Here is a 20,158-nt window from a genome sequence, read left to right as displayed (position 1 = left end):
GGGAAGCCGTGTGCGGTATTTGTCTGCTAACCGATTATTGCGCTTGCCCTACGAGCTGCTTGATGACGGTTTGCTTACGTCTAGGGATAGGGATGTTCTTGGAGTCGGATGCATCGGTGCCAAAATAAGCAATGCCGTCCGTAATCGCCTTCACCTTGCGAATGTTAATGTAGCAATTGGAGCTGACTTGATAAAAATGGCTGTCGTCAATCAGCTTGCGAATTTGGTCCCCGGTCATTCTTTTCTTTATATTGTAGTTTCTGCCGTGGAAGCTGACGAGCTCGGGCATGCCGACCTTGAAAAAAAGGACGTCCGACTCAATTTCAAAATCCTCGTAAATATTGCGTTCACCGTTCAATACAGTATTCATCATTCCATAAGCCCCCTTCAAGAAATGAGAATGAAAACGGAAAATTGTTAGCGCTTACATTATATCATGGGCAGAAGACATTGGAAAGTGTTTTTTCGAAAACGGTTGTCATGCTTATTTTCATTGTGCTATGGTCACTATAATATAAAAATTACGCTTACATAATGATAGTATGAGAGGATGAGAACGATTGAAAGCAAACAAGCTCGCAGGAATCGTTTATATCGGCTGCTACGGCAGCGCAGCGGAGCCTTGTATTTACGTGGCGAAGCATGATAGCGAATCCGGTTCGCTGAATGTCATTCAGCAGGTATCGGGAATTGAGAACGCATCATTTGTGAGCGTTAATGAAGCAGGGGATCGGCTGTATGCGGTCAGTGAAACGGCGGAAGCGAATGGTGTGCGAGGCGGCGAGGTTGCTGCTTATGCGATTGACCCGGAAACTGGCAAGCTGAGCGAGTTGAATCGCCAGTCTACCCATGGCGAGCATCCTTGTTATGTCAGCTCGGATGGCAAGTCGGTATTCGTAGCCAATTATACAGGCGGGAATGCAGCGATGCTGCCGCTTGCGGAGGATGGATCCTTGAAGCCGGCGGCAGCAGTTGTCGGCAGCAAGGGAGAGCTTGGGCCAAATGCGAGCCGTCAGGATGCGCCGCATGCCCATGCGATTTTGCCGCTCGGCGGGCCGTCGCCTTATGTTTACATAACGGATCTCGGCACGGATTCCATTCTTATTTACCGCCAAAATCCAGAGGCGGAAGAGCCGCTTCAGCACGTGTCCTCCCACCAGCTGCATGCAGGAGCAGGACCGCGGCATTTGGCGCTCCATGAGCAGCTTCCAATCGTCTACGTGATGAATGAGCTGGATTCGACGGTGTCGGTGCTGAGAATGGATGCAGAGGATGCCAGCTCTCTGGAGCTCGTGCAGACCATTAGCGCGCTGCCGGAAGGGTTTAACGCGTACAACGATGCGGCGCATATTGCGCTGGCACCGTCGGGCAAGTTTTTGTACAGCTCGAATCGCGGCCATGACAGCATTGCGGTATTTGCAGTGAATGCGGCTGATGGCAGCCTAACGCTTTTGCAGCATATTTCCTGCGGCGGGGTAGGGCCGCGCAATTTTGCATTGGCTCCTGATGGCAGCAGGCTGCTTGTGGCGAACCAGAAGACGAATCATCTTTTGAGCTATCAGGTGGATGCGGACAGCGGTTTGCTGTCGCCTGAAGGCGAGCTTTTACAAATTTCGAGTCCTGTGTGCGTCTGGATCGGTTAAACACAGCAGAAACAGTGAGAGAAGGCGGGCGGCATGTCCAATGCGGATACATTAAGCAAACCTATTAAAACGGTTGATTCGAAAAATAAAGCCTTATTCGGCATATTATTCGCTATAAGCGGCGTCCATCTGCTGAATGATTCGATGCAGTCAGTCGTCGCCGCCCTATTCCCGATTTTTGAACAATCGCTCGGTCTAACGTTCGGCCAGATCGGCTGGATTACGTTCACGCTGTATATGACCTCATCCGTATTACAGCCGGTTATTGGCATTTTATCGGATAAAAAGCCCGCACCATGGATGCTCATTGCCGGCATGTGCTGCAGTATGGCAGGGATGGCGGGACTTGCGTATGCGCCAAACTTCTGGACGCTGCTGCTGGCGGTTGTGTTCGTCGGCTTTGGGTCAGCGGTATTCCATCCCGAAGGCTCGCGTGTTGTTTATTTTGCTGCGGGCGGCAGACGCGGATTGGCGCAGTCGATCTATCAGGTCGGCGGCAATTTTGGACAAGCGCTTGCGCCGCTCATGACGATTTTTATATTCGTCCCGCTTGGGCAGCGAGGGGCCGTATGGGGGACGCTGCTGGCGCTGGCAGGCATTATGCTGCTGCTGCGCATCGTGCCTTGGTACGCAGCGGAGCTTGCGGCGAAAGGGCTCGCGGATCGCAAGGCGAAGCAGAGCGGCGCAGCAGCAAATGCGGATGCACTCGGCACTAAAGCGGTAGCTATTGCACTGGTGCTGCTGCTCGTCATGGTGTTTGCCCGCTCTTGGTATGCGGCCGGGATCACAAGCTTTTATCAATTTTATTTGCAGCGTGATTATGGGCTGTCGATTGGCGCGGCTCAGGTGCCGCTCTTTCTGTTCATGGTGGCAGGGGTCGCTGGAACTTTCTTCGGCGGCACGCTATCCGATCGCTTCGGGCGCAAGCGGATGCTGCTGTTCTCGATTGCAGGGGCTGCGCCGCTGACCGTCATTTTGCCGCATTTGCCGATTTTCTGGGTATATCCGGTCATTACGCTGCTCGGCCTCATTCTCCAGTCGAGCTTCTCGGTCAGTGTCGTCTATGCGCAGGAGCTAATGCCAGGCAAAGTCGGCATGGCATCGGGGCTTATTACCGGACTAGCCTTCGGTATGGGCGGCTTGGGAGCAATCGTGCTCGGCACAGCAGCCGACCATTACAGCATCGCGCAGGTGATGTATGCCTCCAGCGTGCTGCCGCTGCTCGGCCTGTTCGGTATTTTGCTGCCGAAGGATCGGCGGGATTAAGCTGTAAATGAAGAAGTCTCCAAAACCGTGGATGGGCGCGGTTTTGGAGACTTTTTTTGCGGAATAACGCCAGATTCATGAGCCGGCCAATTTAACCCGCAGCGTTCAACCGTGCTTTTCGCCTAATAAGATGATAGGCGATATAGCCGACCGCGTTAAATAAAGTAAAGACGATAATCCATCCGGTATTAAGCCTTCTATGATGGTAGGCGTTGATGATGGCCCAAATGGTGAAAAGCACAATGTAGGCTGTAAGGCCGCCAACAAGGACAGCATCGAACATTCCGGAGAAATGGCGGGATTTAATATGAATGAACCATTCCTGATCAAGTGAGTAGTAGTAATCCATCCATTCAAAAATAGGGACAGACGTATCATATTGATAATCAGGTATAACTCCTTCTGAATTAAAGCTGGTGTATTCACCGTTATCACGTTCCACTTTATCAAGCTTGTACACTTTAATGCTGGCAATTTGTCCAGCTGATTGTGCCAACTGCTTGATGTGCTCCTGCTGATCAGCTGTAATACTGGACTGAGTGCCTAGCAGGTCAGAAATACGTTCGGCAATAGCACGGTTCTCATTGTTATTTCCGAGTTCATCCACCCAGATGATGAAAATGGTGAGAAGGCTGGCTACTAGGAAAAAAATCGCTGTGTACAGCACTCTTTTTGCGAAAATCCGCTGCGCCTGAAACAATTGTCCAATGACCAATTGCAGCTCGGCTTCTCCTCCAAATCGCTCAATCGCCAGATGAACCGCTTCCTGCTCGGATTTGCCCTCCTGCTTCAGCTCATGTACCGCTTCCATCAGATGGCTGCACATTTCATCCTTCAGTTCTTTAATTTCTTTCTTATTCCCGACTGCATGCTGATACAGCCTGTTCACATACACTTCAATCTCCTTCAACACGGTCTCCCCCTTGCAAAAATGATTCCATCATATGCTTCAAAAACTCCCACTCGGAGCGTTTCACCAAATAGCCCTCTACGCCTTCCGCGGTAAGCTTGTAATATTTGCGTCGGCCGCCAGGACCTTGCTCATCGCCCCAATAGGACGTAATCCACTTGTTTTTCTCCAGCCGCTTGAGCGATAAATACAAGGTGCCTTCCTTTAGATCAAATTGATTGCCGCTTTGGTCGCGCACATTTTTAGCTAATTCATAACCGTAGCGATCCCGGCTGTGCAGCAAGGACAAAATGATCGTATCGATATGTCCCTTCAAAACTTCCTTATTAATTTCCAAAACGTTCATCCCCCCTGAAATGAATATAAAATATAATACTATATAATGCAAGGTATTATAAAAAATAAATTATAATTAGATCGCTTATGCTATTTGAGGGTTTGAAATGGAAGTTGAAAATAACCAAACGAAATGTTATTATGTCTATAAAATAAAACAGTTTAAATAGGTGGTGTTTGTTTTGTCACAAAATGATTTGTTCTGGTCAGCGGAGCTTGCCGACTTGAAGAAAGGCTTTGTATTCGTTCAAGACGAAGGACGATATAGCTGTCTCGTATGTGGAGCAGCCTTCGAGGATGGAGAAGTGTTCCGGGTGCCGGATAGCGATAAATGGTATGAAGCCCGCAAATATGCGGCTTATCATGTTCAGCACAGCCATGGCTCGATGCTCGACTATTTGCTCGGTCTGGATAAGAAGGCGAGCGGGCTGACCGATTTGCAAAAGCAGCTCATCCGCCAGTTTGCCTCGGGCATGTCCGATGCGGAAATCGTCAAAAGCTCGGGAGGCGGCAGCGCTTCGACGATTCGCAATCATCGGTTTGTGCTGAAGGAGAAGGCGAAGCAGGCAAAGCTGCTGCTTGCCGCCATTGAGCTGATGGAGAGCGGAGTGTCAGCAGACACGCCTCGCTTTATGCCGATTCACCGCACAGCGACGCGGGTCGATGAACGGTATGCGATTACGGAGGATGAGTACGAGTCGATCATGAAGCAATATTTTCCACAGGGGCCGGATGGTCCGCTTGCTTCGTTCCCTCGGAAGGAGAAGCGGAAGGTGGCGATTTTGCGCCATATTTCAGCTGACTTTGAAGCATCGCGCAAGTACACGGAGAAGGAAGTAAATGAGCAGCTTAAACGTTACTGGGAAGCGGACTATGTGACGCTGCGCCGCTATTTGATCGAATATGGCTTTCTTGACCGTACGGATGATTGCAGCGAATATTGGGTTAAAGGCTAACTTAGGCAAGACAGCTCTATGGATGAGGACGAATAGACGAATTTGAGGAGGAATAACGATGAATAAAGAAGAGCGCAAGCAGTTGACGGCACAGTATATGGAGCAGGAACGGGTAATGGGCGTCTATCAAATTACGAATACGGCAAGCGGACGCAAGTTTATTGGCTCGACCTCCAATATGGATGGGGCGCTGAACCGGGTGCGGTTTGAGCTGGACTTTGGCACGCACAAAAATGATGAGCTGCAAATGGACTGGAATGAGCAGGGAGCGGCGCAGTTCGAATTTGATATTTTGGAAAAAATGAAGCTCGAAGAAAAGGTGCTGTTCGATTATAAGGATGTGAACCCAGCGGAGCAGGGAGGCACGTCAGCCGAGCAAATGCGCAAATATAAAAAAGCGGCTGAAGAGCTGGAACAGAAATGGCTGGCGAAGCTGCTGGCCGAAGGCGTCGATTGTTATAACGAGCCGGAATAGGCGACGGCAGGCTGGGAGATCAAGCATGAATCAAGCGGGATAAAGCGACACGAAAACGAGAGAGCAGGATCATCCGCCCGAAGGGGCTGGATGGTCCTATTTTTGTATGCTTGCCGCTATGCAATATGCAGGCATGATTTATGCCCAATCGATAAACTGAATCGGTTCATAGACAATTTCTATTAGCAAGTAAATTGACGGTAAGAGAAGGGAAGTGATAGAGTGTTGTTAATGTTAAAACCAATTAAATTAATGAGATTTATCGGAATTTGAATAAGGGGCGAAGGGCGGGAACGAATGGAGGAGCGGCGCAGTGCTTCACTGGAAGCGTAATCTTTATATTTTATGGTTTGGGCTGTTTTTCAATCATATGGCATATACGCTCTCGGTGCCATTTTTCCCATTGTTTTTGCAGCATGATCTCGGTGTCGACAAGGGTCTGGAGGCTTGGTCCGGCGTTTCCATTGCCATCAGCTTCCTGATCAGCGGTTTATGTGCGCCCTTCTGGGGCTCGCTAGCTGATAAATATGGCAGTAAGCTGATGCTTGTGCGTTCAGGCGTTGGCCTTGGGGCCGCGCATGTGGCGAACTATTTTGTCCATGATCCTTATACGTTTATCGTTGTGAGGATTTTTCAAGGGGTGATGGCGGGTTTCACGCCCGCTTCCCTCGCTTTGGTCGGGACGAACACGCCGGAAAAGCATGTCGGGTACGCGCTCGGCGTCATCTCTACATCGACCGCTGCTGGCGGCATTGTAGGTCCGCTTGTTGGAGGCGTGCTGAGCCAGTGGATTGGACTGCGTGAATGCTTCATTGCATCAGGCATCATTACGCTGATTTCAGCGACCGTTGTTCTAGGCGTAAAAGAAGTGCATGAGCGCCGTACCGAGGCTCGGCCGAGCGTGCTTCAGGATTTGAAGCAGGCAGCCCGGAGTTCCAAATTATTTCGCATCTATGGGCTGATTTTGCTGGTATCCACCTCGGTCATGATTTTAGAGCCTCTAGTGACGATCTATGTTGTGCAAATTGGTGGCAGCATAAGCAGCGCTAAGCTCAGCTCAGGCATTGTATTTTCGGCGATAGGGGTTGCTACCGTCATTATGGGTCCTTATTGGGGGAGGCTTGGCGGGCGAATCGGTTATGGCAAGGTGCTGCTTATTGGGCTGATTGGCGGCGGCATTGGCAATTTGCTTCAGCTGACCATGCAGCATCTGATCGGCTTTGGGATTTTGCGCTTTGGCTACGGTTTGTTTTTCGCCGCAGTGTATCCAGCGCTGAATGCGCTCGTTATCCAATATGCGGATAAGGATTTTCGGGGTAGAGCGGTTAGCCTGAGCCAAACCGCCAGTCAATTTGGCATTGTAGTCGGCCCGCTGCTTGGCGGTTTTCTTGGCGGGTGGGCCGGTATTCCATTTGTATTTTTAGTAACGGGCATTACATTGCTGGGAGCAGCATGGGGAATAAGGGAGGCAAGTCATGACAAAACGACAATTGAAGCTAGGGGCTAACTTAAACGGGGTGGGCAACAGCATTTCTTTTTGGCGCCATCCGGAAGTGCCCATTAATGCGAGCGTAAGCTTGGATTTTTACAAAAAGCAGGCGCAAATAGCCGAGCAGGGCAAATTTGATCTGCTGTTTATTGCGGACGGCTTGTACATTAACGAGAAGTCCAATCCGCATTTTTTAAACCGATTTGAGCCATTGACGCTGTTGTCGGCGCTGGCGGGAGCAACCTCGCATATCGGTCTCGTTGCGACGTTATCGACCTCCTACAGCGAGCCGTTTACGGTCGCTAGACAGTTCGCCTCCATTGACCAATTGAGCGGGGGCAGAGCGGGATGGAATGTCGTCACTTCACCGCTCGAAGGCTCGGCGCTCAACTTTGGCAAGGGTGAGCATCCAAATCATGCACTGCGCTACGAAATAGCCGAAGAGCATTTGGAAGTAGTCAAAGGCTTGTGGGATTCATGGGAAGACGATGCTTTTGTCGGCGATAAAGCGGCTGGTGTGTTTTTTGATAAGGAGAAGCTGCATACGCTGCATCATAAAGGAACATTTTTCTCTGTACAGGGGCCGCTTAATGTGGCGCGCTCCCGGCAGGGCTATCCGGTTGTGTTCCAGGCCGGCTCCTCGGAATCAGGCAAGGATTTGGCAGCGAGGTCGGCTGATGCGATTTATTCGGCACATGAAACGTTCGAGGAAGCGCGGGCTTTTTATCAGGATGTGAAGGGAAGGGCAGCAGCATATGGACGGGAGTCAGAGGAGCTGCTGATTTTTCCGGGTATCGGGCCAATTGTCGGCAGAACCGAAGCGGAAGCAGAGCAGAAGTATCAGGAAATGGCCGAGCTCGTGGAAATTGAACAAGCGCTGCTTTACTTGGGCCGCTACTTTGATCATTTTGATTTTTCCCCGTTTCCGCTGGATGAAGCGTTCCCAAACATTGGCGATATAGGCAGCAACAGCTTCCGCAGCACAACGGACAAAATTAAACAGGAGGCGAGAGAGCAAGGACTCACGCTGCGCCAAGTCGCACTTCGGGCATCAACGCCCCGCACCTCGTTTATCGGCACGCCGGAGAAAATCGCAGACCAGATTCAGCAATGGTTTGAAGGGGAGGCGGCAGATGGCTTTAACGTTCGAACGGTCGTCCCAGGCGGCTTGGCCGACTTCGTCGAGCTAGTTGTTCCGATTTTGCAGCAGCGCGGGCTATTCCGTACCGAATACGAAAGCGATACGCTGCGCGGCAATTTGGGCTTGGCTGTACCAGACAATCGATATGCGGTAGGGCGCTAAGGTAGGGGGCAATCGCACAACTTGTTAAAATAAAAAAAATGCCAGGATAAAATCCTCGGCAGTTTTTTTGTAACGCATCTATTGTTAGAACTTAGAAGCTAGCTGCAATTTCTTTCGCTTTAACAATGGCTTGTGCTTTAATGGCTTGGCCTTGATCTTGCGATACAGCCATACCTTCAACAAAAAGCGGCTCAAAGGAAGGAATTCCGTAGAACAGCGAGATTTTCTTCAGGTAGCTAAAGCCGCTTTCCATTGCAGCTGCAGGGCCTTCGGAATATACGCCGCCGCTAGCTTGGATATGCAAGCCTTTTTTATCAGTAAGCAGGCCTACAGGACCTTCTGCCGTATATTTGAATGTTTTACCCGCAACGGAAACCGCATCAATGTAGGCTTTCAAAACAGGCGGGAATGAGAAGTTCCACATTGGGGAAACAAAAACATATTTATCCGCTGCAACGAACTGATCTACGAGTTCGCCCAGACGTGCTACTTTTGCTTGCTCAGCAGCAGAAAGCTGGTCGAAAGCACTGCCGGATTGAAGTTTTCCCCAGCCGCTGAATACTTCAGCATCGATTGCAGGAATATCAAGATTGAACAGATCAAGACGAACGATTTCATCCGAAGGATTGGCCTCACGATAAGCGTTAACGAATTCTTCACCTACAGCAAGACTGAACGATGTTGAGTGGTCATGTGGGTGTGCAGTAATGTACAATACAGTTGACATAATTATAACTTCCCTTCAAGTTTAAATGGTACTTCTCCATTATAACTTTTTTTAAGTTAATTTCAATAAGTGATTTATTAATTTTAATGTTAGACTACTTTTTAGTTTCGTCAGGGGGAGTATAGAAAGCTATCGCTCCTGTTTCACGCGCAGATCCTTCACATTTAAACAAAAGCATTTCTCCATAAAAGGAGAAGAAAGCAAGTCGCTGATTTTAATCTAGGGGCATTTGTGGACTTAAGTAAGTCTACCCCTGTGTGGAGTTATTTATTTATGAAGATTTAACTAACAGAGCAAGCTTATGGTTGAAAAAAGAAATGTAAAAACCACAGTCCCTAACGGCTGTGGTTTTTGATGCTGGAGGCGAGGGGGAGTCGAACCCCTGTCCGAAGCTTACGCCACGCAGGCATCTACGGGTGTGGTCACAGTTTTGATCACCCTAGCAAACGTCCTGATTATTTTATTAGCCTATCTAATGTTGAAAAATGGGTACTGTCACTTACACTTGTGTCCTCTTGCCAGAATATGATTGTTTAGAAAAGAACCGAAAGTGTAACGCATGCTCTAAAGGAGATGTGGTTCAATGACACAACGTTTAAGTTCAATGAGGTATACCAGAAATTTGCGAAGGTTCTCCAGTCACGCACGCCATTTTATTAAAAAACTAGGCTGCAAGCAGAACGAACAACTGCATTTTATTTTAGTCCATGACGATAAAAACAAAAACAAGAGATTCAGTTCTTCTTCTAATCACCCAGCGATGACACTGCATAAACCTCTAAATCTACTTGAAAGAAGTACTCCTCAATTCACCCTCTTTTCCAAGAGGAATAAACTCATACATGTTCTCAGTCAAAATAAAAGAGGTTATGCCGTATTTATGGAGATCAATTACCGAGAAACAAGGACTGGTGATTTCAAAAAAATCAGAGCACAGTTCATCGATGTAGATCTAAACAAGATTTCAGTGCATTTAGACACAAAAGAACAAGTCAAGCAGATGATTGAATCCATTCAATCCGACCCTGCAGAACAGCTTCAATCTATTACAGTTAAAAAAAATAAACAAGGTCGATACCATCTTTTAGCTCTGCGAAAAAAACAGAGAGTAACGAAATTGAAGAATGCATTTATAAAAAAATTCAAGATTCAAATTAAGGATACGATGATCATCGAAACTAAAAACGGATATCACATCTATTGGGTTCTTCAGGGCGGATCCGTAAGCAAATTCGTTCCTATTCAAAAAGCTTTAGCCAAAAAATTCAGTTCTGATCCCATGATAACCAATTTATCAAGAGTCATGCGTATACCTGGCTTTTACCATATGAAAAATCCTAGAAGCCCCTTTATGGTAAGGGTTAAACAATTGGGTAGGAAAAAACCTTTTTCCCAAGAGGAAATTATTCATTCACTGGCATTAGAGCCCTTTAATCAACTTATATAAATCAATCAAGCTTAGAACAGTCGATAGCATTTCTAAGATAGCAAAAACCCCGACCCCTTGCGGTCGGGGTTTCACATGGTGGAGGCGAATCGTGGCTGTGCAAAGCCACAATTCGCCGCTAATTCTACATAAAATTTCACTTATTGTGCAAGTAATTTATCCAACAAGCGAATGATCATCGCAACTGACTCAGCACGGGAAGCAGATTCATTCGGTTCGAACAATCCGTTGCCTATCCCGCTTACGATACCTGCAGTTGCGAAAGCATTGATTTGTTCAGAGGCCCAGCTCGTAACTACATCTGAGAATGGATTGGATGTGCTAGGAACATAGTTCGTCAGCCGAGCAAGCATGCCAACGATCTCAGCGCGGGAGATCTCTTGATTAGGACGGAAAGAGCCATCAACATAACCCGTGACTATCCCTTTTGCCTGTAATGCTGTAATCGCTTCTGAAGCCCAGTGCCCTTGCGTGTCAGAGAAGGAGGAGCTGCTTGAATCTGTTAGACCAAAAGCTTTTGAAAGCATCATGGCGAACTCGGCGCGGGTTACCTTTTCATTGGGACGGTAAGAACCATCGCTGTAACCCGTTACAATACCCATCTTAGCGGCACGCTCCACTACTGAAGCACTCCACGAAGATGCTGGAACGTCCGTAAAGCTTACAGCAGGAGCAGATTGCTCTTTTTCTACGATAGCTTTAACTACGTCTACATCTACCTTGTCGTTGAAGACCAGCGTCGAAGGCGTTGGTGTCTGTGCCGGCGTTGGCGTTGGTACTGGTGTCGACGTCGGTACTGGCGATGGGGTTGTTACTGGTGTCGATGTAGATGGCGACGTCGGCGTCGGTGTTGGTGTTGGCGTTGGCGTTGGTGTCGACGGCTCATTATCCGTTGTTTTCACAACGGAAAACTCATCTAGGATATTACCTGCACTCGTACGTGCTTCCACACGAATCTTATCATCGGTAATTTCAATAGCGGAATATACAGGAACGTCTTCATCAAATATAAAATTCAAATAATTATACTGGGTGCCATCATAGAATTTCCAACCCGAAGCACCGCCATCAAGGTATACAGTACCTTCATTTGTAGCTTTATTCGGCTTGCCCTCCAGCATTGGATAGGTGCGGGCATACACATGATCGTGACCCACTAGAACCAAATCAACTTTTTTCTCTTCCAAAATAGGCGCAAAATACGTTTGGGTATACTCCACAAGGGATTCACGACCATTTTCCGTATGATAGGCAGGACGGTGGAACATAGCGATCGTCCACTTTTTATCATTTTGATCCAAGTCTTCTTTCAACCATGCTGCTTGTTCAATCATTTGTTCCTCTGTGCCTTCTGAGTTCAATACGACGAAATGAGTGTCATCGACCTCATAAGAATAAGCATATTGCAGTTGGGATGCGGGTCCGTTCTTTGGAAAATTCGCACCTTTAGTAAATACTTCCTTACCTTCGCTCTTCACATCATGATTACCCAATGTTAAAGCAGTTGGAAGTGTTGCTGCATAAACCGAAGAAGCTTGCCAGAACTTCTGCCATTCTTCAAATGCGCCGCCTACATCAACCATATCTCCGCCATGCATAATAAACTGCGTTGATGGATATTGTGTCAAAGCGCTAGTCATTAGTTCTTGATAAGTTTGCATTCCTTGTAATTGATTCGTATGCGAATCCGTAATAAACAAGAATGAGGTCGGTGTTGATTTGTTCTGGTCTACAGTAGAATATTCATGCCACTCCGACCAAGTGTCCTCATAGCCTACACGATATTTGTAAGTGGTATCTGCTTTCAAGCCTTCAATTAGAGCATTATGAAACCGGATTTCACCCTTCGTTCCATTTTCCTTCATACTAAGCACTTGAAGTTCACTCTCAGCTTGTTGCTGTTTTATATGATTGACATCAGGGCTGTCTCCTGTTCCCCAATCACTAGCTTCGATGTATTGAATATAAGTAAAAGTTTGATCTGGTTTTGTTTGCCAGGCAGCGCTCAGTTGTGAAGACATATCTTCTGCCACATAGGTTTGAACATATTGAGGTTCATCCGTACCGTACTGCTCCACGACTTCATAATTGACAACCTTACTGTTCTGATCACCGTTGACAGCTTGAACCTGATAGGTTCCAAGTGCCAATGTAGTCAGGTCTGTCGTTAATTGTCCGTTAGCATCTGTTTTACCGAGGCTGCCACTCAATAATTGACTACTAACATCGGCTTCAGAGATATAGCCTGTTGTTTGGCCATCTGCGAGAAAAACCTCGAATAATCCATCCTCAGCTTCTGCTGAAGCATAGTAACGTTCACCAGCATTTGCAACCATTAAGACATCAGAAGATGTATCATCATCCTCATATACACTAGACGTTACAGTGTTAACCGTAACTACCGAGCTTTGCTTTAATAAGCCAGTGAAAACAATATCCGCACCTTCATAAGGTTTGCCTTCACGGTCTAATACGGTAAAAGTAGACGATGTGCCCAAACCTACTCCCGTCATTGCTAGCTGATATGGAAATGCGATTGTATAGTGGATGGGGGAAGCTAGCGGTGAGCTAGTCTGAACTCCGCCAGCTGTAAGATTAGGATTACTCATGGTTATGGTTTTGTAATTTTCACCACGCCCTAAAATGGCATGAGAGCTCACTCTGAAGTTAACCGTAACGACATCATGGGTTGCGGCTGTCACGTTATCAAGAGCTACCTGAACCACTCCGTGATCATTGTCGATAGCTGAGTCTAAGGCAACTCCAGCCGCCTGAGTAATGCTTTCAACTTGAAGAGTGCTTGCATCATAATTTAATGCGAATTTTACAGATTCAGCATTCAAATAGTCTTTGATGCTAACTTGAACAGGGTAGATTTCATTACTGACTGCTTCTCCGGCAGAAGTCATGAACAGACGTTCACCTGCATTTATCGTAAAAGCATATGTTTTGCTTGCTGGATTGCCGGCCTTATCCTTCACGTCAACAACAAGCTCGTGATAACCGCCATCTACATATTCTCCTGGATAGGTTAATAAACCAGTGTCAGAAGAATAGTTTGCTCCATCTGTAATATCCGTTCCATCCAAAAGAACCGATAACGTATCTAAATCTAGACCTGCTCCGTTATCGGTTAGCTCGACCTTTAATTCATCAAGCGGAGCATTTAATACGTCATTCTCGACGGGGGATATAGGTTTAATGGTAGGTACGTCTTTATCCTCATCCGAATCCTCATAGATAAGGGTAATATCATCTACCCAAATCGAGCCTTTATTTTTTTTGCTCATATTCGATTGTTTCAATTGGAAAAACAATTCAAGGACAATCGGACCTGGCTTGCCCTGCGGAACAGCCGCCTCAATATATTTCCAACCAGACCAGTCGATACCCGTTTGATTTGCGTCATAGAACTCTGCTTGGAAAGAAGAGCCGCCTTGATCTCTAAATTTTGTCGTTAGCAAATGTCCTTCATTGTTGCCATAAACCCACATGCCTACTTTAGTAGGGTAACCTGTTAGGGGAATATTCCCTGTTTTGTACCCTACTTCGATTTGAGACGGGTTATCCACTATGCCAATCATATCGTAATCAATTCTGGCCGAATATTGTCCATTTCTTACATGCTTCTGGTTATCCTCCAGGTGCAGCGTAGCGTCATACATCCGTTTAGGATTAAATTTCACATCTGAGATTCCATCTTCAAAATCCTCAACCATAACGGAGGGCGTAATCATATCTGCTGCATAGACATGATTATTGTGCCCAAAGCCTGGATTTAATCCTCCTGCCAGCAACGTTACCAATGATAAGGTTACTATTGCCTTGCGCAATGCTCTGATTTTCATTACTTTTCCTACTCCCCTTAATAAAATGATTGTCCAACGAGTAATATAACAGCGCTATGTAAATTTAAAACTCATAAACTATTAAGAAATTATATTAATTTCATTTTATGATTTAATAATTCTTTTGATAAGTAGAAGCTGAATATGTATAGGTCAGGTTTTACATGATGGACGTCATCTACTGCAATGACAATTGTGATCGAACCCAGCAAGGGGTCAATGTGGGATTACGCATGGAATACAAGCTGCATCTAAGCCCAATTTAATTAGAGAATCTTCAACGAACATACAATTAACCAACGGGTGCAGGGGCTGCTTGAAATGTAAAAAAATCCACAACCGAAGCGGTTGTGGATTTACATGGTGAAGGCGAGGGGGAGTCGAACCCCTGTCCGAAGATCACGCCATGCTTGCTTCTACGGGTGTAGTCACAGATTTGATGTCACTTGAGCAGACGCCCTATGAATTATCTATCTACAGAAAATTCTTTCAAAATCCTTGTAGTAGCCTCCAACGAATGAATTCCTTTTGCAATATCTACAATAAACTCCACAGCGTATTCACGTTTCATCCTTAAATGTTTGCCATTAATCATAAGAAACGATTTGGTAACCAAATAGGCTGTCCGTTTATTACCATTGTGGAAGCAATGATTCTTCACTAGGGACTCTAGTAAGGCGGCGGCTTTGTCAAATAAATTTGGATAAGCATCTTCTCCAAAAACACTCTGCTTAGGTCTATGTACCGCAGATTCCAGCAGGCCGTGATCCTTCACACCCGCTTGGTCTGCGTCGTTCATTTTTTTCATCATGAAGTAGTGGGCTGAAATAACCTCTTCTTTGGTTAGGAATATGGCCATTTCATCGATCCCTTAAATCTTCAAGGATACCTTCATCTTCTTCAAACACGTCAAAGAAGGCTTCAAGAACCTCTGGTCTTACATTATCGGGGAGTTGACCTTGCCGCACCTTCTTCAACACTACTTCACCGCGATCATTTTCAATAAATTCGATCTCATCACCTTGTGAGATATTCAACTTTTCAGCCAGGCTTTTTGGCAAGCTTACTCCCAAACTATTGCCCATTCGTCCTATTTTGCGGGAATAACGCGTCACATTTGGTTTATCATTTGTCACTTTGACCACACCATTCATTGATATTCTCCTCTCTATAAGTATGATCTATGATCAATTTGTTATACCTTATTACTGTAATAACTTTTATAATGTATGTACATAATAGCAAATTTCTCCTCAAATATAAAGCAAAAACACCATCCTTATTCGGATGGTGTTCAAGGAGGCGGAGGCGAACCGTGGTAATGTAAAACCACAATTCGCCGGAATACAATCGTGAAGATCACTTCGTTTCAAATGATACCGTCAAACGAGTAACAAAGATTGCATGAATGAACCTGAATTAAGAATAATACTATAAGCTCTTATCGGGATGTCCAAGCGCCGTCAACTGTAATGACATCGCCATTGATGAACTTCGACTCGTCTGACGCGAGGAAAAGAGCTGTATTCGCGATATCGTCCGCTTCGCCGCCATTGAACGGGCCAAGATCGCCAAATGTAAGAGTTCCAAGTGGATCAAGCGTGCCCAGATTAGCTGTCATTCCGGTTGCAATGGAACCCGGTGCGATTACGTTAGCGTGGATTTTACCGTTTTCGCGGCCATAGAAAGCTGCGATGTTTTTAGTCAGGACGATGACCGCATGTATTAGAGTTTTTCTAAAAAAGACGAACAAAAGGTCAGTCTTATCGACATTGACTTTTGTTCGTCTTTTATTTGATAGGGCAGAGGAGGGACTACTAAACGACTGATCAATTTTAGTTTAGGTTATGTTCTCAACCAATCAAACAAGATGCAGTGTAACCTGGTTGTAGATAATCAAAAACTTGTATCGGGCCTATAGAACTCAAATAATGGCCGACAAAAACCGCTACGCCTAAGGGACAGTTTAAATATAGTTGAATTTCCTCGATGCCGTTTGCTTTTAAGTCAACCATCAAATTTTTCACTTCCATAGCGTAAGTTACCGCCTGTTCAGCATTTTCTATGCTCTGCTGGCCTGCTCCTGATGAGGGAATTACATTTATTAGCAGTTTGAAAGAAGTTTCCGTTTGATTTAAGTAGGAGTAAACGGAAGTTTCAATATTTTGAGTAACACTGAGTACGACAACGGCACGTTTGCTATGCAGATTGTTTCCCATTAATCGTTGTGTACTGACTTGATATGCAGGATCATTCCTAGAGGTTGACCATATTTGTTCCCCTTGTGAGACCTCGATCATAGCGCCTCGCGCCCGAGAGAAAAGACTGCCAAATAATATGCCACCTGGGAGGGTGAATCTGGCATAAAGGCGTATAATTCCATTAAATTCTGAGCGATGACTTGCCCAATATTCAGCTGCCACATCCAGCTCTTTAGTCATTGTATCCCACTCAGCTAAAGTAGGGAGCTTCCATGGGGAAGTTTTTTTATCAAAGTATTCCGTCCAGTTCACTTGGAAGTGGGGATGCTCTTCGTATTGCTGTAAGTATGAGAAACAGCAGGTTTAGGGCTAGCGGAAGCAGCCTTTACAATTTTATGTAAAAAAGTAGAAATGGTTTTGAAAACATTGCTTTCATTATCGACTTTGCAAATGCTCGAATGATCCTCATCAACAGGAAATATTTCTCCTTGTAAATACAATGGCGTAGAGGAGGCTTGTGCTACTATTCGATCACGAGCTCCACGTAAAGCAATCTGTTGAATCTCGTGTTTCAACGTTTCGGGCAGACTCTTCGTTCCACCTCTATAGACATATTTGTTCCAATTTTCCTCAAGTCGAGCCAGGAGGGAACTTTTCCTACGCAAAGATTTTACTTGATTATTAACTAGCCCTTATTGTCATGAAATCATATTGAAGGGGCGTAATACCAGTGCGATATCCGTAGCTGTAAAATTCAACATCGCTTAAAAGTGGTTCATCACCTAATAATTCAAAAAGTGGTTTCGTTTGTTGATCTTTTCTCCATGTATCGTGGGGATCTCCTCCTATGCCATGGACAAAAATCACTGCAACTTGGCTATTCGTAGACCGAGCTACTATTTGTATTAGTTTCGCTTTCTCGATACTCATTAGATCTCCTCATTTTCATTGTTTTGTACCTGATCATCCATTCCGTATTGTTCTAAAGCAGCCGCTACTTCTAAAGATTCTGTGGATAGTTTAGCACCATATTTTCTTAAAAGATCTTCAAGAGCTTTACTATCTTTTTTGCTGTTTTTCTTCTCGACATAACTGGAAAGAGCGTGTAAATATATAGAAGGGGTTTTCATAATAAGTTTTTCTATATAACTAATGGTAAGCTCTTCCGATGATTCTAATTCAGAAGCAATAAAATCGTTGACTGCTTCCTGTTCATTTTTCAAATCTAAATAGATAGAACCCCGGTTATGATATAGAATGTTTTTTTTAGTTTTTTTCAATCCAATTGATATTGTAATATCAGATATTGCATCTCTTAATAAGTCCGTTTTCTGTTTTTTACTAGAAGTAAACGCTGCGATCCCTTGTAAGGCTAAGGCACGACGGTTATAATCATGCAAATTTCTTGCGGATTCAACAGTGTTATTAATGACCTTATTAAGTTGTTCCAAAGTCTCTTTATAGTATTCAAGTTCCCTCTCAGAATCCATAGTATTCAGGGCATTTAAAATTAATATTTGTCCAAATTTGCGGTCGTATTCAAGGTTGAAATGACCATACTTGTCTAGTCCCTTCTTATAATAACTAGCTGCATCTTTATAATGTTTTTTTTCAAAAAAAGCTATTGCTATTTTAAAAAAATGATGGTGATCAATATCTGTTTCTCTCGCAGCCTCTTCTAGACGTCGTTCATAATCTTTGAAAATTTCATCATTTTTTATTGTTTCATCGCTAAGTTTGTCATTGTCTCTTATATGACTAATCATTTCTCTTACTAACTGTCGTACTATTTTTTCATTTACCTGCTCAGGGATTAAATTTACCATGCCATCCTCTGAGATAATAGCAATTACGCAGCCCGTAGTTCCTTTAAGTTTTTCCAAATAATGGTATGCAGAATGAAATCGGGCTCCTCTACTTGAGTCACCCAGATGAGGCTGTGCAAGCCCATCTAAAATTACCCCAATGGCATGACAAGCCCCCGAAGTATCAAAATATATGGCACCGTCAATGGAGGTCAGGTATTTGATGAAAGCAGGATTAATTTCAGTTGTTAAAATTGGAGTAGACTGTTTTCCTAATTTTATTAATTCAGTTTCTGCTGTTTCACGATCTGTTATTACAACCATTGAACCGCTTTGTTGCTCAGTCGCCTTTTGAATGACTAACCGCAGCTTTTCTATTGCCTCATCTGTTAAAGAGGGGGTTACCTCCTTAAACTGGGTTTTCATTGTGCGTTTAAAAAGCTCGGCATTGAAGCCACTAGCACCGATTCCTGGATGTTGAAAGGAAATACTGGTCAAGTTATGAGAAATAATTTCTAGGTTCATGGTCATTTTGAAAATTTTAGACTCTTCTTCGGCAACTACACGAGCATCCGTATATTGCTTTTCTTCTGTTGTCACAAGCAGCAGATCGTATCTAGAAAGCCCTTTAAATTCAATCTTGAACACTAAATTATCTTTAAGTTGACTCCAGTCTATTTCACCCACACCATATATGGCTCTGTCATCTGCAATTAAATACAAGTCTCTTTCATTATTTGTAAGCTCCAATAATTTGCGAATACGTCGTGAGTCCTCCAAATTGAGGGGCAGGTGATTTTGGAATCGAATTAAATATTTGATTAACTTACTATCATCTAGCATGCTCGTTTTTAGCAAGAGCATGCATCCAAACGGACTTTCTCCCTCATATGTTCTTGTAGATATACCATCTATTTTTTCGAATAAGTTGTTAATATAATACTGATTCCGCAGAGTCTCCGATAAATCAATTTCTGTGGTGGCAAGATCCAGTAGATTCACTTCACTTACAATAAAATCTTGTATTTTTCCGAAAAAAAGTCTTGCCATTCGTTGGAGAAACTGAGTGCTGTTTTCTTTATACTTAATTTCAATGACTTGATCATCGTTAACAAATAAGTAACCATCAGCAGTAAACCTATAAAAGTCACTGAAATAGTAGTCAAGTAACATTCGAAGAAAGGATAAGTTAGGCCGTTCTAGGAAATTTGTTCTTGCTTCAACATCCAAATATTCAATTGAAAGAATGTATTTTATTGTATATTTATTTTTGTCTACTTCAAGGTTAAAAAAACTGAAATAGAAAACAGCCGATTCTCTGGATAATGGTCGAAAGGGGAGATCATTGTTGCTTTCTATAGTTGCCTCATTTTCACTGGCATCTAAATCTGTCAAATTGCTATTTAACATATGAGTGTTGAAATTATGATTTTCAAGCTCTAAAATAAATTGTTTCAAATCACCATCTGGTTTTTTTAAATAAGGACTTAATTGTTTGAATACCTCTTCAGGGCTATTCAATTCTTCTTGAATGACCTCAGTCTCTTTCCCCGGTTCATCGCTTAATACGTTTTTAACCCGTATTTTTTCAATCCATTTTTGGTTTTCATCATTTATTACGATAGCGAATAGTTTTAAATCCAAACGATCGTCAAGCTTTTGCAGGATTTGTTCCAAATTTTCGTATACTGTTTTATTTATATCTTCAAAATCCGACAAAACGACCACCCTTTCAAAGAGTAAGAGAGCAAT

General features: G+C 44.5%; 17 protein-coding genes and 1 pseudogene. 7 read left to right on the top strand and 11 right to left on the bottom strand.

Annotated elements, in window-relative coordinates:
• Positions 1-34: 34 nt before the first annotated feature.
• Complete coding sequence (locus WH37_RS02395) at positions 35-373, bottom strand: LytTR family transcriptional regulator DNA-binding domain-containing protein (protein WP_046228950.1); 339 nt, start codon at positions 371-373, stop codon at positions 35-37.
• A gap of 187 nt (positions 374-560) precedes the next feature.
• Here WH37_RS02395 and WH37_RS02390 point away from each other — a divergent pair, with 187 nt between their 5' ends.
• The gene (locus WH37_RS02390; protein WP_046228949.1) at positions 561-1,643 is read left to right on the top strand and encodes a lactonase family protein; all 1,083 of its coding nucleotides are present in this window, start codon (positions 561-563) and stop codon (positions 1,641-1,643) included.
• A 33-nt stretch (positions 1,644-1,676) separates the two neighbouring features.
• Entirely contained in the window at positions 1,677-2,909 is a 1,233-nt protein-coding gene (locus tag WH37_RS02385) for an MFS transporter (protein WP_046228948.1), read from the top strand.
• A 91-nt stretch (positions 2,910-3,000) separates the two neighbouring features.
• On the opposite strand, the gene WH37_RS02380 is transcribed toward WH37_RS02385, so the two are convergent.
• Together WH37_RS02380 and WH37_RS02375 are read right to left on the bottom strand one after the other, a co-directional pair.
• Entirely contained in the window at positions 3,001-3,819 is an 819-nt protein-coding gene (locus WH37_RS02380) for a permease prefix domain 1-containing protein (protein ID WP_046228947.1), read from the bottom strand.
• Complete coding sequence (locus WH37_RS02375) at positions 3,806-4,156, bottom strand: PadR family transcriptional regulator (RefSeq protein ID WP_046228946.1); 351 nt, start codon at positions 4,154-4,156, stop codon at positions 3,806-3,808. Before WH37_RS02375 ends, WH37_RS02380 begins: the two co-directional genes overlap by 14 nt.
• Positions 4,157-4,328: 172 nt before the next feature.
• On the opposite strand from WH37_RS02375, the gene WH37_RS02370 reads away from it, so the two are divergent.
• The 4 genes from WH37_RS02370 (at position 4,329) to WH37_RS02355 (ending at position 8,378) form a co-directional block, all read left to right on the top strand.
• Positions 4,329-5,111 (top strand): DUF2087 domain-containing protein, encoded by a 783-nt coding sequence (locus WH37_RS02370; RefSeq protein ID WP_074904838.1) that lies wholly within the window; start codon positions 4,329-4,331, stop codon positions 5,109-5,111.
• A gap of 58 nt (positions 5,112-5,169) precedes the next feature.
• Positions 5,170-5,586: a GIY-YIG nuclease family protein gene (locus WH37_RS02365; RefSeq protein ID WP_052736756.1), complete on the top strand. Its 417-nt coding sequence runs from the start codon at positions 5,170-5,172 to the stop codon at positions 5,584-5,586.
• 313 nt (positions 5,587-5,899) lie between these two features.
• Positions 5,900-7,093 (top strand): MFS transporter, encoded by a 1,194-nt coding sequence (locus WH37_RS02360; RefSeq protein ID WP_143088535.1) that lies wholly within the window; start codon positions 5,900-5,902, stop codon positions 7,091-7,093.
• Positions 7,062-8,378, top strand: coding sequence for an LLM class flavin-dependent oxidoreductase (locus WH37_RS02355; protein WP_046228944.1), 1,317 nt, complete (start codon positions 7,062-7,064; stop codon positions 8,376-8,378). Before WH37_RS02360 ends, WH37_RS02355 begins: the two co-directional genes overlap by 32 nt.
• A 91-nt stretch (positions 8,379-8,469) precedes the next feature.
• On the opposite strand, the gene WH37_RS02350 is transcribed toward WH37_RS02355, so the two are convergent.
• The gene (locus tag WH37_RS02350) at positions 8,470-9,105 is read right to left on the bottom strand and encodes an FMN-dependent NADH-azoreductase (protein WP_046228943.1); all 636 of its coding nucleotides are present in this window, start codon (positions 9,103-9,105) and stop codon (positions 8,470-8,472) included.
• Between the two features lie 583 nt (positions 9,106-9,688).
• Here WH37_RS02350 and WH37_RS02345 point away from each other — a divergent pair.
• Complete coding sequence (locus tag WH37_RS02345; RefSeq protein WP_046228942.1) at positions 9,689-10,552, top strand: DNA-primase RepB domain-containing protein; 864 nt, start codon at positions 9,689-9,691, stop codon at positions 10,550-10,552.
• 140 nt (positions 10,553-10,692) lie between these two features.
• Here WH37_RS02345 and WH37_RS02340 read toward each other — a convergent pair whose 3' ends face one another.
• The 7 genes and pseudogenes from WH37_RS02340 to WH37_RS02315 all read right to left on the bottom strand — a co-directional run bounded on the left by WH37_RS02340 (position 10,693) and on the right by WH37_RS02315 (position 20,125).
• Positions 10,693-14,400, bottom strand: coding sequence for an S-layer homology domain-containing protein (locus WH37_RS02340; RefSeq protein ID WP_046228941.1), 3,708 nt, complete (start codon positions 14,398-14,400; stop codon positions 10,693-10,695).
• Positions 14,401-14,866: 466 nt separating this feature from the next.
• Positions 14,867-15,259, bottom strand: coding sequence for a type II toxin-antitoxin system death-on-curing family toxin (locus tag WH37_RS02335; RefSeq protein WP_046228940.1), 393 nt, complete (start codon positions 15,257-15,259; stop codon positions 14,867-14,869).
• A gap of 1 nt (position 15,260) precedes the next feature.
• Positions 15,261-15,554, bottom strand: a complete 294-nt coding sequence (locus tag WH37_RS02330) for an AbrB/MazE/SpoVT family DNA-binding domain-containing protein (RefSeq protein WP_046228939.1) — start codon at positions 15,552-15,554, stop codon at positions 15,261-15,263.
• A gap of 287 nt (positions 15,555-15,841) precedes the next feature.
• Positions 15,842-16,153: an SDR family oxidoreductase gene (locus tag WH37_RS02325; RefSeq protein WP_231594089.1), complete on the bottom strand. Its 312-nt coding sequence runs from the start codon at positions 16,151-16,153 to the stop codon at positions 15,842-15,844.
• Between the two features lie 100 nt (positions 16,154-16,253).
• Positions 16,254-16,931 (bottom strand): annotated as a pseudogene (locus WH37_RS34375) (SAVED domain-containing protein); the annotation flags it as partial.
• A 351-nt stretch (positions 16,932-17,282) separates the two neighbouring features.
• Entirely contained in the window at positions 17,283-17,531 is a 249-nt protein-coding gene (locus WH37_RS34370; protein ID WP_052736754.1) for a hypothetical protein, read from the bottom strand.
• Entirely contained in the window at positions 17,531-20,125 is a 2,595-nt protein-coding gene (locus WH37_RS02315; RefSeq protein ID WP_046228938.1) for a diadenylate cyclase, read from the bottom strand. The genes WH37_RS34370 and WH37_RS02315 overlap by 1 nt, the downstream gene beginning before the upstream one ends.
• Positions 20,126-20,158: the final 33 nt, after the last annotated feature.

It is taken from the genome of Paenibacillus algorifonticola, from assembly GCF_000971975.1.
GTDB lineage: Bacteria > Bacillota > Bacilli > Paenibacillales > Paenibacillaceae > Pristimantibacillus > Pristimantibacillus algorifonticola.
The sequence above is the reverse complement of the archived record's forward strand: the minus strand, read 5'-3'. Positions and strand labels throughout refer to the sequence as shown.

What these genes read in the sequence shown, in the direction of transcription:
- WH37_RS02395 (WP_046228950.1), bottom strand. Translation starts at nt 373, where the DNA reads ATGATGAATACTGTATTGAACGGTGAACGCAATATTTACGAGGATTTT.
- WH37_RS02385 (WP_046228948.1), top strand. Translation starts at nt 1,677, where the DNA reads ATGTCCAATGCGGATACATTAAGCAAACCTATTAAAACGGTTGATTCG.
- WH37_RS02365 (WP_052736756.1), top strand. Translation starts at nt 5,170, where the DNA reads ATGAATAAAGAAGAGCGCAAGCAGTTGACGGCACAGTATATGGAGCAG.
- WH37_RS02355 (WP_046228944.1), top strand. Translation starts at nt 7,062, where the DNA reads ATGACAAAACGACAATTGAAGCTAGGGGCTAACTTAAACGGGGTGGGC.
- WH37_RS02350 (WP_046228943.1), bottom strand. Translation starts at nt 9,105, where the DNA reads ATGTCAACTGTATTGTACATTACTGCACACCCACATGACCACTCAACA.
- WH37_RS02345 (WP_046228942.1), top strand. Translation starts at nt 9,689, where the DNA reads ATGACACAACGTTTAAGTTCAATGAGGTATACCAGAAATTTGCGAAGG.
- WH37_RS02340 (WP_046228941.1), bottom strand. Translation starts at nt 14,400, where the DNA reads ATGAAAATCAGAGCATTGCGCAAGGCAATAGTAACCTTATCATTGGTA.
- WH37_RS02335 (WP_046228940.1), bottom strand. Translation starts at nt 15,259, where the DNA reads ATGGCCATATTCCTAACCAAAGAAGAGGTTATTTCAGCCCACTACTTC.
- WH37_RS02330 (WP_046228939.1), bottom strand. Translation starts at nt 15,554, where the DNA reads ATGAATGGTGTGGTCAAAGTGACAAATGATAAACCAAATGTGACGCGT.
- WH37_RS34370 (WP_052736754.1), bottom strand. Translation starts at nt 17,531, where the DNA reads ATGAGTATCGAGAAAGCGAAACTAATACAAATAGTAGCTCGGTCTACG.